15 protein-coding genes are annotated in these 14,090 nt (G+C 59.3%); 5 read left to right on the forward strand and 10 right to left on the reverse strand.

From position 1 onward, the window contains the following. From ACTIEN_RS11910 to ACTIEN_RS11935, 6 genes are all read right to left on the reverse strand, one after another. Nucleotides 1–407 (reverse strand): acetyl-coenzyme A synthetase N-terminal domain-containing protein (locus ACTIEN_RS11910; protein ID WP_439523360.1); only part of this gene is annotated, 407 nt, incomplete at its 3' end. An 89-nt stretch (nt 408–496) separates the two neighbouring features. Further along, the gene (locus ACTIEN_RS11915) at nt 497–1,252 is read right to left on the reverse strand and encodes an ABC transporter ATP-binding protein (RefSeq protein ID WP_439523361.1); all 756 of its coding nucleotides are present in this window, start codon (nt 1,250–1,252) and stop codon (nt 497–499) included. A 54-nt stretch (nt 1,253–1,306) separates the two neighbouring features. Continuing rightward, nucleotides 1,307–2,062, reverse strand: a complete 756-nt coding sequence (locus tag ACTIEN_RS11920; protein WP_439523362.1) for an ABC transporter ATP-binding protein — start codon at nt 2,060–2,062, stop codon at nt 1,307–1,309. A 12-nt stretch (nt 2,063–2,074) separates the two neighbouring features. Beyond that, entirely contained in the window at nt 2,075–3,277 is a 1,203-nt protein-coding gene (locus tag ACTIEN_RS11925; RefSeq protein ID WP_439523363.1) for a branched-chain amino acid ABC transporter permease, read from the reverse strand. Between the two features lie 3 nt (nt 3,278–3,280). Next, on the reverse strand, nt 3,281–4,312 hold the full coding sequence (locus ACTIEN_RS11930; RefSeq protein ID WP_439523364.1) for a branched-chain amino acid ABC transporter permease: 1,032 nt from the start codon (nt 4,310–4,312) through the stop codon (nt 3,281–3,283). A gap of 107 nt (nt 4,313–4,419) precedes the next feature. Then, on the reverse strand, nt 4,420–5,763 hold the full coding sequence (locus ACTIEN_RS11935) for a substrate-binding protein (protein WP_439523365.1): 1,344 nt from the start codon (nt 5,761–5,763) through the stop codon (nt 4,420–4,422). 218 nt (nt 5,764–5,981) lie between these two features. Here ACTIEN_RS11935 and ACTIEN_RS11940 point away from each other — a divergent pair, with 218 nt between their 5' ends. The 5 genes from ACTIEN_RS11940 (at nt 5,982) to ACTIEN_RS11960 (ending at nt 11,836) form a co-directional block, all read left to right on the forward strand. Further along, a complete protein-coding gene (locus tag ACTIEN_RS11940; RefSeq protein ID WP_439523366.1) occupies nt 5,982–7,298 on the forward strand; it encodes a helix-turn-helix domain-containing protein in 1,317 nt (438 codons plus the stop codon). A gap of 92 nt (nt 7,299–7,390) precedes the next feature. Further along, on the forward strand, nt 7,391–7,759 hold the full coding sequence (locus ACTIEN_RS11945; RefSeq protein WP_439523367.1) for a response regulator transcription factor: 369 nt from the start codon (nt 7,391–7,393) through the stop codon (nt 7,757–7,759). Next, complete coding sequence (locus ACTIEN_RS11950) at nt 7,756–8,037, forward strand: hypothetical protein (protein WP_439523368.1); 282 nt, start codon at nt 7,756–7,758, stop codon at nt 8,035–8,037. The genes ACTIEN_RS11945 and ACTIEN_RS11950 overlap by 4 nt, the downstream gene beginning before the upstream one ends. After that, nucleotides 8,034–10,721: an ATP-binding protein gene (locus tag ACTIEN_RS11955; protein WP_439523369.1), complete on the forward strand. Its 2,688-nt coding sequence runs from the start codon at nt 8,034–8,036 to the stop codon at nt 10,719–10,721. Before ACTIEN_RS11950 ends, ACTIEN_RS11955 begins: the two co-directional genes overlap by 4 nt. 86 nt (nt 10,722–10,807) lie before the next feature. Continuing rightward, entirely contained in the window at nt 10,808–11,836 is a 1,029-nt protein-coding gene (locus tag ACTIEN_RS11960; RefSeq protein ID WP_439523370.1) for a FliM/FliN family flagellar motor C-terminal domain-containing protein, read from the forward strand. A 17-nt stretch (nt 11,837–11,853) separates the two neighbouring features. Here ACTIEN_RS11960 and ACTIEN_RS11965 read toward each other — a convergent pair whose 3' ends face one another. The 4 genes from ACTIEN_RS11965 to ACTIEN_RS11980 are packed head-to-tail and all read right to left on the reverse strand — an operon-like array spanning nt 11,854 to nt 14,022. Continuing rightward, complete coding sequence (locus tag ACTIEN_RS11965; RefSeq protein WP_439523371.1) at nt 11,854–12,285, reverse strand: TIGR01244 family sulfur transferase; 432 nt, start codon at nt 12,283–12,285, stop codon at nt 11,854–11,856. Nucleotides 12,286–12,294: 9 nt separating this feature from the next. Next, entirely contained in the window at nt 12,295–12,729 is a 435-nt protein-coding gene (locus ACTIEN_RS11970) for a DUF6691 family protein (RefSeq protein WP_439523372.1), read from the reverse strand. Further along, nucleotides 12,729–13,154 carry a YeeE/YedE family protein gene (locus ACTIEN_RS11975; protein ID WP_439523373.1) on the reverse strand — a complete coding sequence of 142 codons (426 nt, stop codon included), beginning with the start codon at nt 13,152–13,154 and terminating at the stop codon, nt 12,729–12,731. The genes ACTIEN_RS11970 and ACTIEN_RS11975 overlap by 1 nt, the downstream gene beginning before the upstream one ends. Before the next feature lie 4 nt (nt 13,155–13,158). Beyond that, nucleotides 13,159–14,022 carry an MBL fold metallo-hydrolase gene (locus ACTIEN_RS11980; RefSeq protein WP_439523374.1) on the reverse strand — a complete coding sequence of 288 codons (864 nt, stop codon included), beginning with the start codon at nt 14,020–14,022 and terminating at the stop codon, nt 13,159–13,161. Between the last annotated feature and the right edge of the window lie 68 nt (nt 14,023–14,090).

Consider the following 14,090-nt stretch of genomic DNA (forward strand, 5'->3'; position numbering starts at 1 on the left):
ACCACGCGGTCACCTTTGCGCACGCCAAGGCTTTCCAGGATGTTGGCCATCCGGCAGACGCTGCGATGCAGGTCTTTGTAGGTGATGTGCTTGGCCGCCTCGTTGGGATCATCCGGTTCGAAGATGATCGCGGTCTGATCGCCGCGCGTCGCAAGGTGCCGGTCGACACAGTTCGCCGCCACGTTCAGCGTGCCATCGGCGTACCAGTTGATCTTGACCTGACCCAGGGTGAAATCCACGTCCTTGATCTGCGTCGGCGCCTTCATCCAGTCCAGACGCTGCGCCGCCTCGGCCCAGAACCCTTCCGGATCAGACACAGACCGCGCATACATCTCCTCGTACCGCGCAGCGTCAATATGGGCGTTTGAAGCCGTCTCTGCCGATGGGGGATAGGTTGTGTCAGTCATTTGGGTGTCCTCCTCTTTGGTCAAAGAAAACCGCCCCAGCCGGGAAATGGCAAGGGCGGCAAAGGTCGCAAGAATGCAACGCCCCGCATTCAGATGGCGAGATACTCGGCGCGCAGCGATTCGTTTTCCAAAACTTCCGCCGCCGTTCCGTCAAACACGATGGACCCGGTGTCGAGGATGATCGCGCGGTCCGCCAGTTGCAGGGCGCGAACTGCGTTCTGTTCAACAAGGATCGTCGTCATCCCCTGTTCCTTGATCAGGCGTAGGGTCTTTTCGATCTCGTCCACGATCACCGGCGCAAGACCTTCGTAAGGTTCGTCCAGCAGAAGCACCTTGATGTCGCGGGCCAATGCGCGGGCAATGGACAGCATCTGCTGTTCGCCACCGGACAGGGTCACACCTTCCTGCTTGCGGCGTTCGCCAAGGCGGGGAAACAGGTCGTACAGACGTTCGATCGACCAGCCGACGGGTGGGGCGATCTGCGCCAATTGCAGGTTTTCCTCGACTGTCAGGCCGGGAATGATGCTGCGATCTTCGGGGACGAGACCAAGACCAACTGTGGCCGCCTCGTAGGACTTCATCTTGTGCAGCGGCTGGTGGTCCAGCCAGATTTCGCCATGGTTGACCTGCGGGCTGTCCATGCGGGCGATAGAGCGAAGCGTGGTCGTCTTGCCGGCCCCATTGCGGCCAAGAAGGGCAACGATTTCACCTTCATGGACGTTAAACGAAATGCCCTGCACGATATAGCTTTCGCCGTAATAGGCATGCATATCCCACACCGACAGAAAGGCAGGGGCGGTTTCCGCGCGGTTGGCGTGTTTCGAGAAATCGGGTCTGACGTTCATGTGTCTGTCCTCGCAGTGGGAGGGGTGGCGGGGAAGATCCCCGCCGGAAATGCGTTAAGCGGCTTCGCCGAGATAGGCTTCCTTGACCTTCGGGTGGCCCTTGATGTTTTCGGGGGTGTCCTCGACCAGGGGCGTACCCTGGGCAAGAACCGTGATCCTGTCGGCCAAAGAGAACACCACATGCATGTCGTGTTCGATGATCGCGATGGTGATGTCGCGCTTTTCCTTGATCTCTTTCAGCAGATCGATGGTGTTGTTCGTATCGGCCCGCGCCATGCCTGCAGTTGGTTCGTCCAACAGCAAGAGCTTGGGATTCTGAACAAGGCACATCGCCATTTCGAGACGGCGTTTGTCACCGCGTGACATCGAGGCTGAATGCATGTTGCGCTTGTCGATCATGTTGACCTCTTCAAGCATTTGTTCGGCCTGATCGCGCAATTCGCCTTCGCTGAAAACCGAGCGAATGCCATGTAGCGCAAAGGAACCGTCCCGTTTGGCGAAGCACGGGATCAGCATGTTTTCCATCACGGTCAGGTCGCCGAAAATCTCGGGTGTCTGGAACACGCGCGAAATGCCCATCTGGTTGATCTCGAACGGGGTGCGGCCCAGCACGCTTTGCCCGTCAAACATGACCGAGCCGGTGTCCGGGATCAGCTTGCCGACAAGGCAATTGAGCAATGTGGACTTGCCGGCCCCGTTGGGTCCGATGATCGCGTGGCAGGTGTTGTCTGCCACGCTGAGATTGACATCGCCCAAGGCCTGAAGGCCACCGAACCGTTTATTGACGTCTTTGACTTCAAGAATTCCCATCTCAAAATCTCCTTATTCCGCAGGTTCAGTGGTTGCGTTCTTGGATTCCTGTGTCTTTTTCCGGCGGAAGAGCCCCGCGATTTTCTGACCGCCCTGAACAAGTCCGCCGGGCAGAAATATCACCACCAGCATGAACACGATGCCCAGCGTGAGGTGCCAGCCCTTGCCGATGAAGGGATAGATCAGGGTCACCACGACATCCTCGAGCCCGTCCGGCAGGAACGCAAACCAGCCATGCAGGATGTCCGCGTTGATCTTCGAGATGATGTTTTCCATGTACTTGATCAGGCCCGCACCCAAGACCGGACCGATCAGCGTTCCGACACCGCCAAGGATTGTCATCAGGACAACTTCGCCTGATGCAGTCCAGAACATGCGCTCTGCGCCGGCCAATGGGTCCATCGACGCCATCAGGCCGCCGGCCAGACCAGCGTACATGCCAGAAATCACGAAGGCAGCAAGAGTATAGGGGCGCGCGTTCAGCCCGGTGTAGTTCAGGCGTTGCTGGTTGGATTTGATCGCCCGCAGCATCAGACCGAAGGGCGACCGAAAGATACGGATCGACATGTAGAACGCGATCAACATGAAGATTGCGCAAAGGTAGTAGCCGACGTTGAACGTAAAGCTCCATGGCCCAAAAAGAAGGTCAAATCCGGACCGCATCTCCACACCGGGCAGGATATTCGTCGAAGGGATCGAACCGTCGGCGGTGGCCGATTGGCCAAGGAATCTCGGATCGTTCAGCGTCAGTTGCAGCCCCGTTTCGCCATTCGTCAGCGGGGTCAGCACCGAATAGGCAAGGTTGAACGACATTTGCGCAAAGGCGAGTGTGAGGATCGAAAAGTAGATCCCAGACCGACGTAGAGACACGAACCCGATGAGCAAGGCAAACACTCCGGACACCACAACGCTTAGCGCGATGGCCGGCAGGATATTCATGCCCACAAGTTTGAACACCCAGACCGCCGCGTAGGATCCGACTCCAAGGAATGCCGCGTGTCCGAAACTCAGGTATCCGGTGAGGCCGAAGAGGATATTGAACCCGATGGCGAAGATCCCGAAGATCACGAAACGCTGCATCAGGTCCGGATACCCGGCATTGAACTGCGCCATCGCGCTGTCCGTCGGGAACGGGTTGAGGATGAAAGGCGCGAATAGGGTGAGAATTGTCACGATAAGCAACAATGTCCCGTCTTTCTTGTTCAATCCGAACATGGCTTAATCCTCCATCACGCCTTTTCGGCCCATCAGGCCCCGCGGACGGGTGAGCAGAATGATCATTGCAACAACATAGATGATGATTTGGTCGATGCCCGGAAGGATCGATTTGACCTCGTTCATGGATGCAAGGCTTTCGAGAATTCCCAACATGAAACCGGCCAGAACCGCACCGGGCAGGGACCCCATTCCGCCCACAACCACCACGACGAAGCTCAGGACGAGAAAGTCCATGCCCATGTGATAATTGGGCGAGTTGATCGGCGTGTACATCACACCAGCAAGGCCCGCGACAGCTGCGGCGAGACCGAACATGATGGTAAAGCGCCTGTCGATGTTGATACCAAGCAAGCCCACGGTTTCGCGATCCGCCATGCCGGCGCGGACAACCATGCCGAATGTTGTGAACTGGAGAAATGCAAAAACCGCACCGATGATCAGGGCCGCGAAGGCGAAATAGACCAATCGCCAGTAAGGATAGATAATCTGGCCAGGATCGAACCCGATCATTGCGCCAAAGTCGAACGATCCGACAAAAGCCGCAGGAGCGGGGGTCGGGATCGGGTTGGCACCGTAGTAGAACTTGATGATTTCCTGCAATACGATCGCAAGGCCGAAGGTCACGAGGATCTGATCCGCATGCGGTCGCTTGTAGAAGTGCTTGATCAGGCCGCGTTCCATGATGACGCCGATGGCGATCATCACCGGGATGGCGAACAGGATCGACAAGGGTACGGCCCAGTCGATTATACTTGCACCCAGGCTTTCACCGAACATGTCGTAGACATATGGCACGTCGCGCATCTGTGGATTACCGAGAAAATCAACCTCGCCTGGAACAGGCACTTCGTGGCTGATGCTCAGTAGGCGCGACAGCGTCACGGCGCAGAAGGCCCCAATCATGAAAAGCGCGCCGTGGGCAAAGTTCACCACGCCAAGCGTGCCGAAGATGAGTGTCAGGCCCAACGCGATCAGCGCATAGGCCGAGCCTTTGTCGAGGCCATTGAGAATTTGCAGAACTATGGCGTCCATTGCCCCACCCTTTGCGGTCAGAAGTGTGGAAGTGCAGACAGCCCGTCAAGCCAACGGGCCAGAGAAGATCGGGATGGGCGCATCGGCCCACCCCTGAGTTTTTCGGCTTATGCGCCGTTGTTGCAGTTGCCCAACTGGCCGCCCGCAAACATCGGGTGATCGGCCGGGTAGGTCACCTGTGACGCCGGGGTCACTTCGACAACTTCGAGAAGGTCGAACTCGGATGTCGGGTTCTCTTTCCCGCGCACCACAAGAACATCCTTGAAGCACTGGTGATCGTCGGCCCGGTAGAGCGTCGGTCCGTTGCCCATGCCATCGAATTCGAAGCCTTCCAGCGCTTCGCCAACCGCGCAGGGTGCGAAGGAGCCAGCACGCTCGACCGCATCGGCATAGAGCAGCGTCTGCACATAGCAGGTGTGCGCGGCCTGTGACGGCGGGAAGCCGTACTTGGTGCCGAAGGATTGAACAAATGCCTGGGAGCCTTCGTCCTGCAGCGACCAGTGCCAGTTGGTCGAGCCGTGAATACCTTTCACGTTTGCCCCGGCACCGCGTGCCATCAGACGCGAATACAGCGGCACGACGATTTCGAAGTTCTTGCCATTCGCCTGACGGTCGCGAAGGCCGAACTGCACCGCGTTGGTGAGCGAGTTCACCATGTTTCCGCCGTAGTGGTTCAGGACCAGAACGTCGGCGCCGGAATTCATGACCGGTGCGATGTAGGAACTGAAATCAGTTGCGGCCAAAGGTGTCAGGACCGTGTTCACGGTTTCCCAGCCCAACGCTTCGGTTGCGGCGACGATGGATTCTTCCTGCGTCCAGCCCCAGGTGTAGTCCGCCGTCAGGTGGTATGCCTTGCGGTCGCTGCCGTAGATGCTTTGAAGCACGGGGGCAAGCGCTGCACCGGACATGTAGGCGTTGAAGAAGTGACGAAAGCCGTTTGCCTTCTTGTCCTTGCCCGTGGTGTCGTTCGAGTGGGTCAGGCCGGCCATGAAGATCACGCCTGCAGATTGGCACAGATCCTGAACTGCGACCGCAACGCCCGACGACGATCCGCCGGTGATCATGATTGCGCCGTCTTTTTCGATCATCGAACGCGCAGATGCGCGGGCGGCATCGGATTTTGTCTGCGTGTCGCCTGTGACGTATTCGACTTTCTTGCCCAGGATGCCGTTCCCCTGCAACGCCTTCGACGAGAAGGTGTTCATCAGACCACCATCGCCGCCGCCGTTGAGGTGTTCGACCGCCAGTTCGTAGGCGCGCAGCTCGTCGGCCCCTTCGTCGGCGTAAGGGCCGGACTGCGGAACGTTGAAGCCCAGCGTCACGGTCGATCCTGTCGGCGCGTTGGTGAATCCGCTTTCCTGCGCGGACAGGTAAGTTGGCAGAGCAAGACCTGCGCTGGCGACAGCACCTGTCTTGAGCACGCCGCGACGTGTCAGATTGCCTTTGGACATATAATCCTCCCAATGTCTTTAAAGGTTCGACGGGGTTCCTCCACCCACCAAACCGCACATTTGTGCAATATGATTATCGGCCATGCACGGAAAACATAGCAATAAGCGCTTTTCCCAAAACGATTTTTCTGTCAAAAAATGTACAATGCAGCGCAGAAATCTGTAAATTTGTTTTTTCTGCGACGCAGAAAGGGATTGATTCAGCATAGGATTTTGCCATGCCGCGCGACACTCTGACAGGCAGCCGCATTCGCGAACGCCGCGTGATGGCAGGGATCAAGCAGTCAGAATTGGCAAAGCGGGCCGAAATCTCGCCATCCTACCTGAACCTGATCGAACACAATCGCCGCAGAATCGGCGGGAAATTGCTTGTCGACATCGCGCATGCGCTTGGGGTCGAACCGGCGTCGCTGACGGAAGGTGCGGAAACTGCGTTGTTGGCCAATCTGCGCGAAGCGGCAACCGATACAGAGATGTCCGAAGCTGAATTCGCGCGGGTCGAGGAATTTGCCGGTCGATTTCCCGGATGGGCCGCCCTTCTGGCCGACAGCCAGCGCAGGGTCGAGACGCTTCAGCGCAGCGTTGAGGCTTTGACCGATCGCATGACCCATGACCCGCATCTGGCGGCGTCCCTGCACGAGATGCTGTCAACCGTGACGGCGATCCGATCTGCCGCCTCGATCCTCGCAGAGCCGGGTGACATCGAACCGGAATGGCAGCGACGTTTCAACCGCAACATCTATGAAGACAGCGCGCGTCTTGCCGACAGCAGCCGCAGCCTTGCGCAATACCTGGAAGAAGCGGATTCCGAGGCCTCGGAAACCAATGCGCCGCAGGACGAACTGGACGCGGTGTTTCAGAAGACCGGCTTCCATCTGCCAACGCTGGAGACCCCGGATGCAGATGTCGGCGCGTTTGCGTCGCAGCTGGAGCAGGGACTGTCCCAATCGGCGCGTTGGCTATTGCACGGGACATTGTCGCGCTATCGCGATGATGCCCGACGGATGCCCTTGTCGGACTGTGCCGACGTGGTGGCCGCGACAGGCAGTGACCCGTTGGCCTTTGCGCAGAGATTCGGATGTGACGTGGCCAGCGCGATGCGCCGTCTTGCACATCTGCCGGATGATATTCTGGTCAACCCTGTGGGCCTCGCCATCTGCGACGGGTCCGGTGTGACCACCTTTCGCAAACCTTTGCCGGAATTTCCGTTGCCGCGTCTGGGCGCGGGTTGCGCGCTCTGGCCGCTGTACCGCGCCTTGGCCCGCCCGATGATGCTGCACACCGACCTGATGGAGCAATCTGCCCGCGCATCTGCACGGCATCGCGGCTACGCCATTTCGCAACCCACGGGACCAGCCAGGCTGGGTGATGATGTGCTTTTTGAAAGTCATATGTTGATCGTCCCGGAACCCAAGCGCGACACCTCGGAACCGATCCGACAAGTCGGGCTGACCTGCCGGATATGTCCACATCCAGCCTGTGACGCACGCCGCGAGCCGTCGATCATGATCGCGTCCGCGCCGAGGAAGCTTTGACACATTGCCCAGCCTTCGTAATAGTTTAGACAAGCTGGCCTCAATCAATGGCAAAAGACGACCAGCGCTTGCGGCATCGGGGGAGGGTACGCATGTCCAAACAGGTTCTTTTAATTGAAGATGAACCCAATATTATTGAAGCGATCAGTTTCATTCTGTCTCGGGACGGGTGGAGCGTAAAAACCCATTCCAACGGCGCCGACGCGGTGGAAATGGTCAAGGTGCGCAAACCCGATGTAGTGATTCTGGACGTGATGCTGCCCGGAAAGAGTGGCTATGACATCCTGCGTGAATTGCGCGAAGACCCCGACAACGCGAAACTTCCTGTCTTGATGCTGACCGCGCGAGGCCAGACCAAGGACCGTGAAATCGCGGAACGCGCCGGGTGTGATGCCTTCATGTCCAAACCGTTTTCCAATGCGGATGTCTTGGAAACCGTGAGAGCGCTTGCCGCCAAATGACGGACCCGACGGACAGGCCCGGACCGCCCACCGTCTTCCACGAACGGCGCACCTATCGCAGACGCCGCATCATGGATGCCGCGCGGGTCGCACCGGTTCTGGCTTTGCTGCTCTGGAGCCTTCCACTGGTCTGGCCCCAGATCGGCGAAGGCACTGTGGGAAGTGCAACAGCGCTGATTTACATTTTCTCTGTCTGGGCCGGGATCATCCTTTTGACCTGGGGTTTGTCGCGTCTTCTTGGAGGCAAAGCCGATGATCCGCCGGACACGGACGCATGAGCACATTCAATCTTCTTGTCGCGGTCTGCACAGCCTATGTGTTTTTCCTGTTCCTCGTGGCGTTTGTCGCGGACCGGATGGCGCTGCAGGGCAAGAAGGCGTGGCTGCGTTCACCCTTGATCTACACCTTGTCGCTGTCGATCTATTGCACCGCATGGACGTTTTACGGTGCCGTCGGTTCGGCAGCGCGCAACGGGTTTGAATACCTGACGATCTATCTTGGACCAACGCTGGTCATGGTCAGTTGGTGGTGGCTCCTGCGCAAGCTGATCCGCATTGGGCGCACGCAGAAGATCACGTCGATTGCTGACCTGATCTCGTCGCGCTATGGCAAATCAAGCTTGCTTGCCGCCGGGGTGACGATCCTCGCCGTGATCGGCACGACACCTTATATCGCGCTTCAACTGCAATCGGTGACGCTTTCGTTTTCCGTCTTCGCAGAGCGGGCGGACGGGGTCTCGCCGCAGGATCAGGCCGATCTGGCGTTGTGGTTGTCGCTTGGCCTTGCGCTTTTCACGGTTCTGTTCGGCACCCGGAACCTTGATGCCAAAGAGCGGCATGATGGCGTTGTGATGGCGATTGCCGTCGAGGCGGTGGTCAAGCTTGTTGCGCTCTTGTCCGTTGGGATCTTTGTGGTGTGGGGAGTGTCCGGGGGTCTGACCAACGCACTCAACCAGATAGATGCGTCAGAGTTCGGGCAATGGCACACCGACCGCAGTCGCTGGGCCGGTTTGATCTTCCTGTCGGCCGCCGCATTCCTGTGTCTTCCCCGGACATTTCAGGTGCTGGTGGTCGAAAATGACGACGAAAGCCATCTGCGCACGGCAAGCTGGGCGTTTCCGCTCTACCTGTGTCTGATCAGCCTGTTTGTTGTGCCCATCGCGGTTGTCGGTCTGGACATCATGCCGGACGGGTCGAACCCGGATCTCTTTGTCCTGACGGTGCCTTTGGCCTTGGGCGAAAACGGACTGGCGATGCTGTCTTTCCTCGGCGGTTTCAGTTCGGCCACGTCAATGGTGATCGTGGCGGCGATTGCGCTTTCGACGATGGTGTCGAACCACATTGTCATGCCGATCTGGCTCCGGCTGCGGCCCAGCGGGGCCAGCGTGTCGGGCGATGTGCGTGCCGCCGTTCTGATGGCGCGGCGCATCTCCATCGTCGGGGTCGTGATGCTGGGCTATCTCTATTTCCGTCTGTCCAGCGGCGGTGAGGCGTTGGCCTCCATCGGGCTTGTCGCTTTCTGCGGTCTTGCGCAGGTGCTGCCTGCCATGCTGGGTGGCATGTTCTGGCGCGGCGCGACCCGGCTCGGGGCGTTTGCAGGGCTCACGGCCGGCTTTGCGACATGGCTTTATACGCTTTACCTGCCAAGCTTTGGCGTCGGGACGATTCTTCCCGTGTCGATTGTCGAAAACGGCTTGTTCGGGTTGATATGGCTGCGCCCGGATGCGCTCTTTGGAATCATGGGGATGGATCAACTGATGCATGCCCTGCTGTGGAGCATGTTGTTCAACGTGCTGGCCTTTGTCACGGTCTCTCTCATCACGTTCCCGTCCCCCCTGGAACGGTTGCAGGCGGCACAATTCGTCAATATTTTCGACCATTCCGCAAACACCCGAAGCTGGTCCGGAGGCAGCGCCCAGAGCGAAGACCTGATGGTCATGGCGCAACGTATTCTGGGGGCAGGCGAAGCGCAGGCGCTGTTTTCGCGCTATGCAAAAAGGCAGGGCGCGCGTGGTGATCTTCCAGCCCCGACACCCGATTTCCTTCAAGTGCTGGAACGGGAACTGGGAAGTTCCGTCGGGGCCGCAACGGCACACGCGATGGTGGGGCAAATCACCGGCGGGATGGCGGTATCGGTCGAAGACCTGATGGCGGTGGCGGATGAAACCGCACAGATGCTCGAATATTCGGCCCGTCTGAAAGAGCAGTCCGAAGAACTGAGCCGCACCGCGCTTGAGTTGCGCAACGCCAACCAGAAGCTGACCCGCCTGTCGATCCAAAAAGACGCGTTTCTAAGCCAGATCAGCCATGAATTGCGCACCCCGATGACGTCGATCCGCGCGTTTTCGGAAATCCTGCGCGACACCGACCAGATGCAGCCGGAAGACCAGTCCCGGTATGCGTCGATCATCCATGATGAATCGCAGCGTCTGACGCGTTTGCTGGACGATCTGCTGGATCTGAGCGTGGTGGAAAACGGGCAGGTGAACCTCAACCTGACTGAAGGCACACTGCGCGATGCGCTTGATCGGGCGGTGTCGTCTGCGGCGATCGGCGAAGACGGGGTGAAGCTTGAAATTCGGCGCGATCCGAGCCGCGAAGACATCGTTCTGCATACTGATCTGGATCGCCTGAGCCAGGTTTTCATCAACCTGATCGCCAACGCCCGCAAGTATTGCGATGCGAAAACGCCACGTCTGGTGATTCGCGTGATGCAGGAAGCCGACCGCGTTGTGGTTGATTTTCAGGACAATGGCGCAGGAATTGCTCCCGAGGCTGTCGACATGATTTTCGAGAAATTCGCGCGCGTCAGTGATCAGAAGGCAGGGGGTGCGGGGCTTGGCCTTGCCATCTGTCGCCAGGTCATGACCCGACTGGGTGGGGCGGTCGATTATGTCCCGGCATCGCGCGGGGCGACGTTTCGCGTGGTGGTGCCTTATCGCACGGCGATGGCGGCGCAATAATCGGCAAGGCGCGATTTCGGTAAACCCTTGGTAACCAATTCCGGCCATAACCTTGGACGTGCGGCAAAGGGGTTTGATGCGCAGCCATGACAGATGACGCGGGCGATACGGTTCTGGAACGCAAGGCGCAGGCGCAGCGAAAGGCGCTGGGTGTCGGCGCTGTGTCGATGCCGCGCGCCTTGGGGCGGGGGCTGTCCGTCGCGGCAGACGCGCTGTGGGGGCTGGGGCTTGTCGCTGTGCAGGCGACAGATGATACCCTGCGCACCGAACGCGCCATATCGCGCATCGGTGACGACCAACTGTTGATCATTCTCGAAAACGAAACTGGTCCCTGCGGTCTTGCAGCCTTTGATCGCGACATCGTAACGGGCCTGATCGAAGTGCAGACCTTGGGCAAGGTCACGCGATTTCCCAATGACAGCCGCGCCTATACCCCAACCGACGCGGCGATGATGGCACCGCTTCTGGACGCCGCCTTGCCACGTTTCGCGTCCATGCTCGCCGGTCAGCCGGAAATGGCGCATTTGCAGGGGTATGGATTTGGCGCGCTGGTCGAAGATGCCCAAACTGCCGGGCTCGCGTTGGACGCGGACCAGTACCATCTGACAGCCTTTGACATCAGCCTTGCACAGGACACCCGAAACGGGCGCGCCCTGTTCCTGTTTCCCGAGCCTCCAAAAGCTGCGGTTTCCGGCAAACCTGCTGTCACCGGGAAACACGAAGCGTTGTTCAAACGCGTTCCCGCGCGGATGCAGGCGGTTCTGACCCGCATCCATATCCCTCTGGACAAGGCGCAGGCGCTCCGGCCCGGGGATGTGCTTCCTCTGTCGTCGCAGGCGACATCCGGCGCGACACTGGTGGTGGCGGGTGGCCATGTCGCGGCGCGCGGCGCCTTGGGGCAGATGAACGGATTTCGCGCCATTCGCATCGGGGTCGAAGAAACAGCGCTTCACAAACCCGAACCACGCCGCCCGCAGGATGCAGGGTTGCCGGTGGTGGCAAATCCCCAACCACCGTCGTCAACCGGGCTGGTGGCCCAGCCGACGACAGGCTTTTCCTTTGACGGGGCTTTCGACATGGCGCTGGATGATCTTTCGACAGACGTGCCCGCGTAGATTGACTCGGTCTGATCTTACGATCGGGCGGCCGCGGCGGCATCCAACGTGGGGCGCAGCGCCGACAGGTCGTACCCCGCCCGCGCAACCGCGCCCAGGATCGCTTCGGACGGTTGTTGTCCGGCCTGACTCAGCGCCCAAATGATCGAACACCGCGTGCCAGACGCGCAATAGGCCAGAACCGGTCCGTCTGACGCGTCCACAATTGCGGCCTGTTGGGCCACCCGGTCTGGCGTCATTGTCTGATGGGTGATCGGCAACACCTCAAAGCGAAGCCCCTCGGCCTCGATCGCGGCGCGCAACGCGTCCGCCTGATGTGAGGGCGGCACCTCGGCATCGGGGCGGTTGCAGATCACGGTTGTGATACCTGCCGCCTTGATGGCGGCAGCATCTTCGGGATCAATCTGCGGGGACACGTTATAACGGTCGGTGATTTGGCGAATATCCATGGCAAAGACCTACTGCGCAGGCGCGGGCCTGTCCAGCCATGCCCGCAGGCCCGGCATGGCAAGCATTCCCGCAAGCATCGCACCAAGAAAAACCAGACCCTCGACACCACCATAGCTGAGCGATGCAATGGCGGGACCGGGGCAAAGGCCGACAAGACCCCAACCCATCCCAAACAGGATCGAGCCGACAACAAGGTTGCGACCCAGCCTGGGGTCCGGGGGTGGGGGCATGACATCGCCTGTCAGCGAAAAGCGCCGCTTTGCAGCAACCCGCCATGCGATGGCCATCGGAAGGATCGCCCCTCCCATGACAAAGGCCAATGTCGGATCCCAGTTGCCAAAGATGTCGAGCCACCCCTGAACCTTGCGGGTGTCCGTCATGCCTGAAACGAACAGCCCGGCACCGAAAAAGCTTCCGGCGAGAAAGGCAAACATATTGCGCATCAGATGATCCCCAGCAGATGACGGAACAGAACGACAGTCAGGCCGCCAGCAAGAATGTAGAACACGGTGGCCACCATGCCGCGCAAGGACAGACGGGAAATCCCGCAGACCCCGTGACCCGAGGTACAGCCATTCGCAAGGCGCGTGCCGACACCCACAAGCAGACCTGCCGCAATCAAAAGCGCAAAGTTACCAGTGGCGTGCGTGTCCTTGGGGCCAAGAAACATCAGCAGAACTACCGGGATCAGGGCAAGCCCGACCAGAAAGCTGATCCGTTCCCACATGGTGCTGCGCCCGCTTCCATCGACAAGCCCGCCGATGATGCCGCTGGCCCCCATGATGCGTCCGTTGGCAAGCAGATACACCGCGCCACCCGTGCCGATCAGCGCGCCGCCGACCAGCCCGTAAATCCAATCCGGGTTCATGTTCTTACAATCCGTTCACTGGGACCTTGAGGAAGACCTTGCCGTCCTCGTCCGCTGGTGGCATCTGACCGGCGCGCATGTTCACCTGCAACGACGGGATGATGAGTTTCGGCATCGCCAGCGTTGCATCGCGGGCATCACGCATCTCGACAAAGCTGTCCTTGCTGGCATCGGCGCCGACATGCACGTTCCTGGCCTTCTGTTCGCCAACGGTGGTTTCCCAGGCGAACTCGTCCCGGCCGGGAGCCTTGTAGTCATGGCCCACGAAAATCCGCGTCTCGTCAGGCAGCGCAAGAATTTTCTGCACGGAATCAAAAAGTTGTTCCGATGATCCACCGGGGAAGTCGCATCGCGCGGTGCCGAAATCGGGCATGAAAAGTGTATCACCCACAAAAGCCGCATCGCCGATCACATAGGTGAGGCAAGCCGGCGTATGGCCCGGCGTGTGCAGCACATCGGCGCGCATCTGGCCGATATGGAAACTGTCGCTCTCGACAAACAGCTTGTCGAACTGGCTGCCATCGCGCTGAAATTCGGTGCCTTCGTTGAACACCTTGCCGAACGTGTCCTGCACAACCTGAATGCGGTCGCCGATCCCGATCTTGCCGCCAAGCGCGTCTTGCAGGTAGGGTGCGGCGCTCAGGTGGTCGGCATGCACATGGGTTTCCAGCAGCCACTGCACATCAAGCCCGTTGCCTTTGACAAAAGCGATGATGGCATCTGCGGATCTGGTGTCGGTGCGACCCGACGCGTAATCGAAGTCCAGCACAGAATCGACAATTGCGCAGGCGCTGCCTTGGGGGTCTTGAACCACATACGAGATCGTATTTGTGGCGTCGTCGAAAAAACCGGTGACTTTGGGTGTCATCTTTCAACTCTCCTTGGTCTTTGTAGACATATAGCAAAAATTGAATACGTCACAAGGGGCAGGTGTAA

The sequence above is a fragment of the Marivita sp. genome (assembly GCF_051859345.1).
Lineage (GTDB): Bacteria > Pseudomonadota > Alphaproteobacteria > Rhodobacterales > Rhodobacteraceae > Marivita.

Bases quoted from the DNA above. Each gene is read 5' to 3' on its own strand.
- ACTIEN_RS11975 (WP_439523373.1), bottom strand. From the start codon at position 13,154: ATGAACCCGGATTGGATTTACGGGCTGGTCGGCGGCGCGCTGATCGGC.
- ACTIEN_RS11935 (WP_439523365.1), bottom strand. From the start codon at position 5,763: ATGTCCAAAGGCAATCTGACACGTCGCGGCGTGCTCAAGACAGGTGCT.
- ACTIEN_RS11940 (WP_439523366.1), top strand. From the start codon at position 5,982: ATGCCGCGCGACACTCTGACAGGCAGCCGCATTCGCGAACGCCGCGTG.
- ACTIEN_RS11930 (WP_439523364.1), bottom strand. From the start codon at position 4,312: ATGGACGCCATAGTTCTGCAAATTCTCAATGGCCTCGACAAAGGCTCG.
- ACTIEN_RS11950 (WP_439523368.1), top strand. From the start codon at position 7,756: ATGACGGACCCGACGGACAGGCCCGGACCGCCCACCGTCTTCCACGAA.
- ACTIEN_RS11915 (WP_439523361.1), bottom strand. From the start codon at position 1,252: ATGAACGTCAGACCCGATTTCTCGAAACACGCCAACCGCGCGGAAACC.
- ACTIEN_RS11945 (WP_439523367.1), top strand. From the start codon at position 7,391: ATGTCCAAACAGGTTCTTTTAATTGAAGATGAACCCAATATTATTGAA.
- ACTIEN_RS11980 (WP_439523374.1), bottom strand. From the start codon at position 14,022: ATGACACCCAAAGTCACCGGTTTTTTCGACGACGCCACAAATACGATC.
- ACTIEN_RS11955 (WP_439523369.1), top strand. From the start codon at position 8,034: ATGAGCACATTCAATCTTCTTGTCGCGGTCTGCACAGCCTATGTGTTT.
- ACTIEN_RS11965 (WP_439523371.1), bottom strand. From the start codon at position 12,285: ATGGATATTCGCCAAATCACCGACCGTTATAACGTGTCCCCGCAGATT.
- ACTIEN_RS11920 (WP_439523362.1), bottom strand. From the start codon at position 2,062: ATGGGAATTCTTGAAGTCAAAGACGTCAATAAACGGTTCGGTGGCCTT.
- ACTIEN_RS11970 (WP_439523372.1), bottom strand. From the start codon at position 12,729: ATGCGCAATATGTTTGCCTTTCTCGCCGGAAGCTTTTTCGGTGCCGGG.
- ACTIEN_RS11925 (WP_439523363.1), bottom strand. From the start codon at position 3,277: ATGTTCGGATTGAACAAGAAAGACGGGACATTGTTGCTTATCGTGACA.
- ACTIEN_RS11960 (WP_439523370.1), top strand. From the start codon at position 10,808: ATGACAGATGACGCGGGCGATACGGTTCTGGAACGCAAGGCGCAGGCG.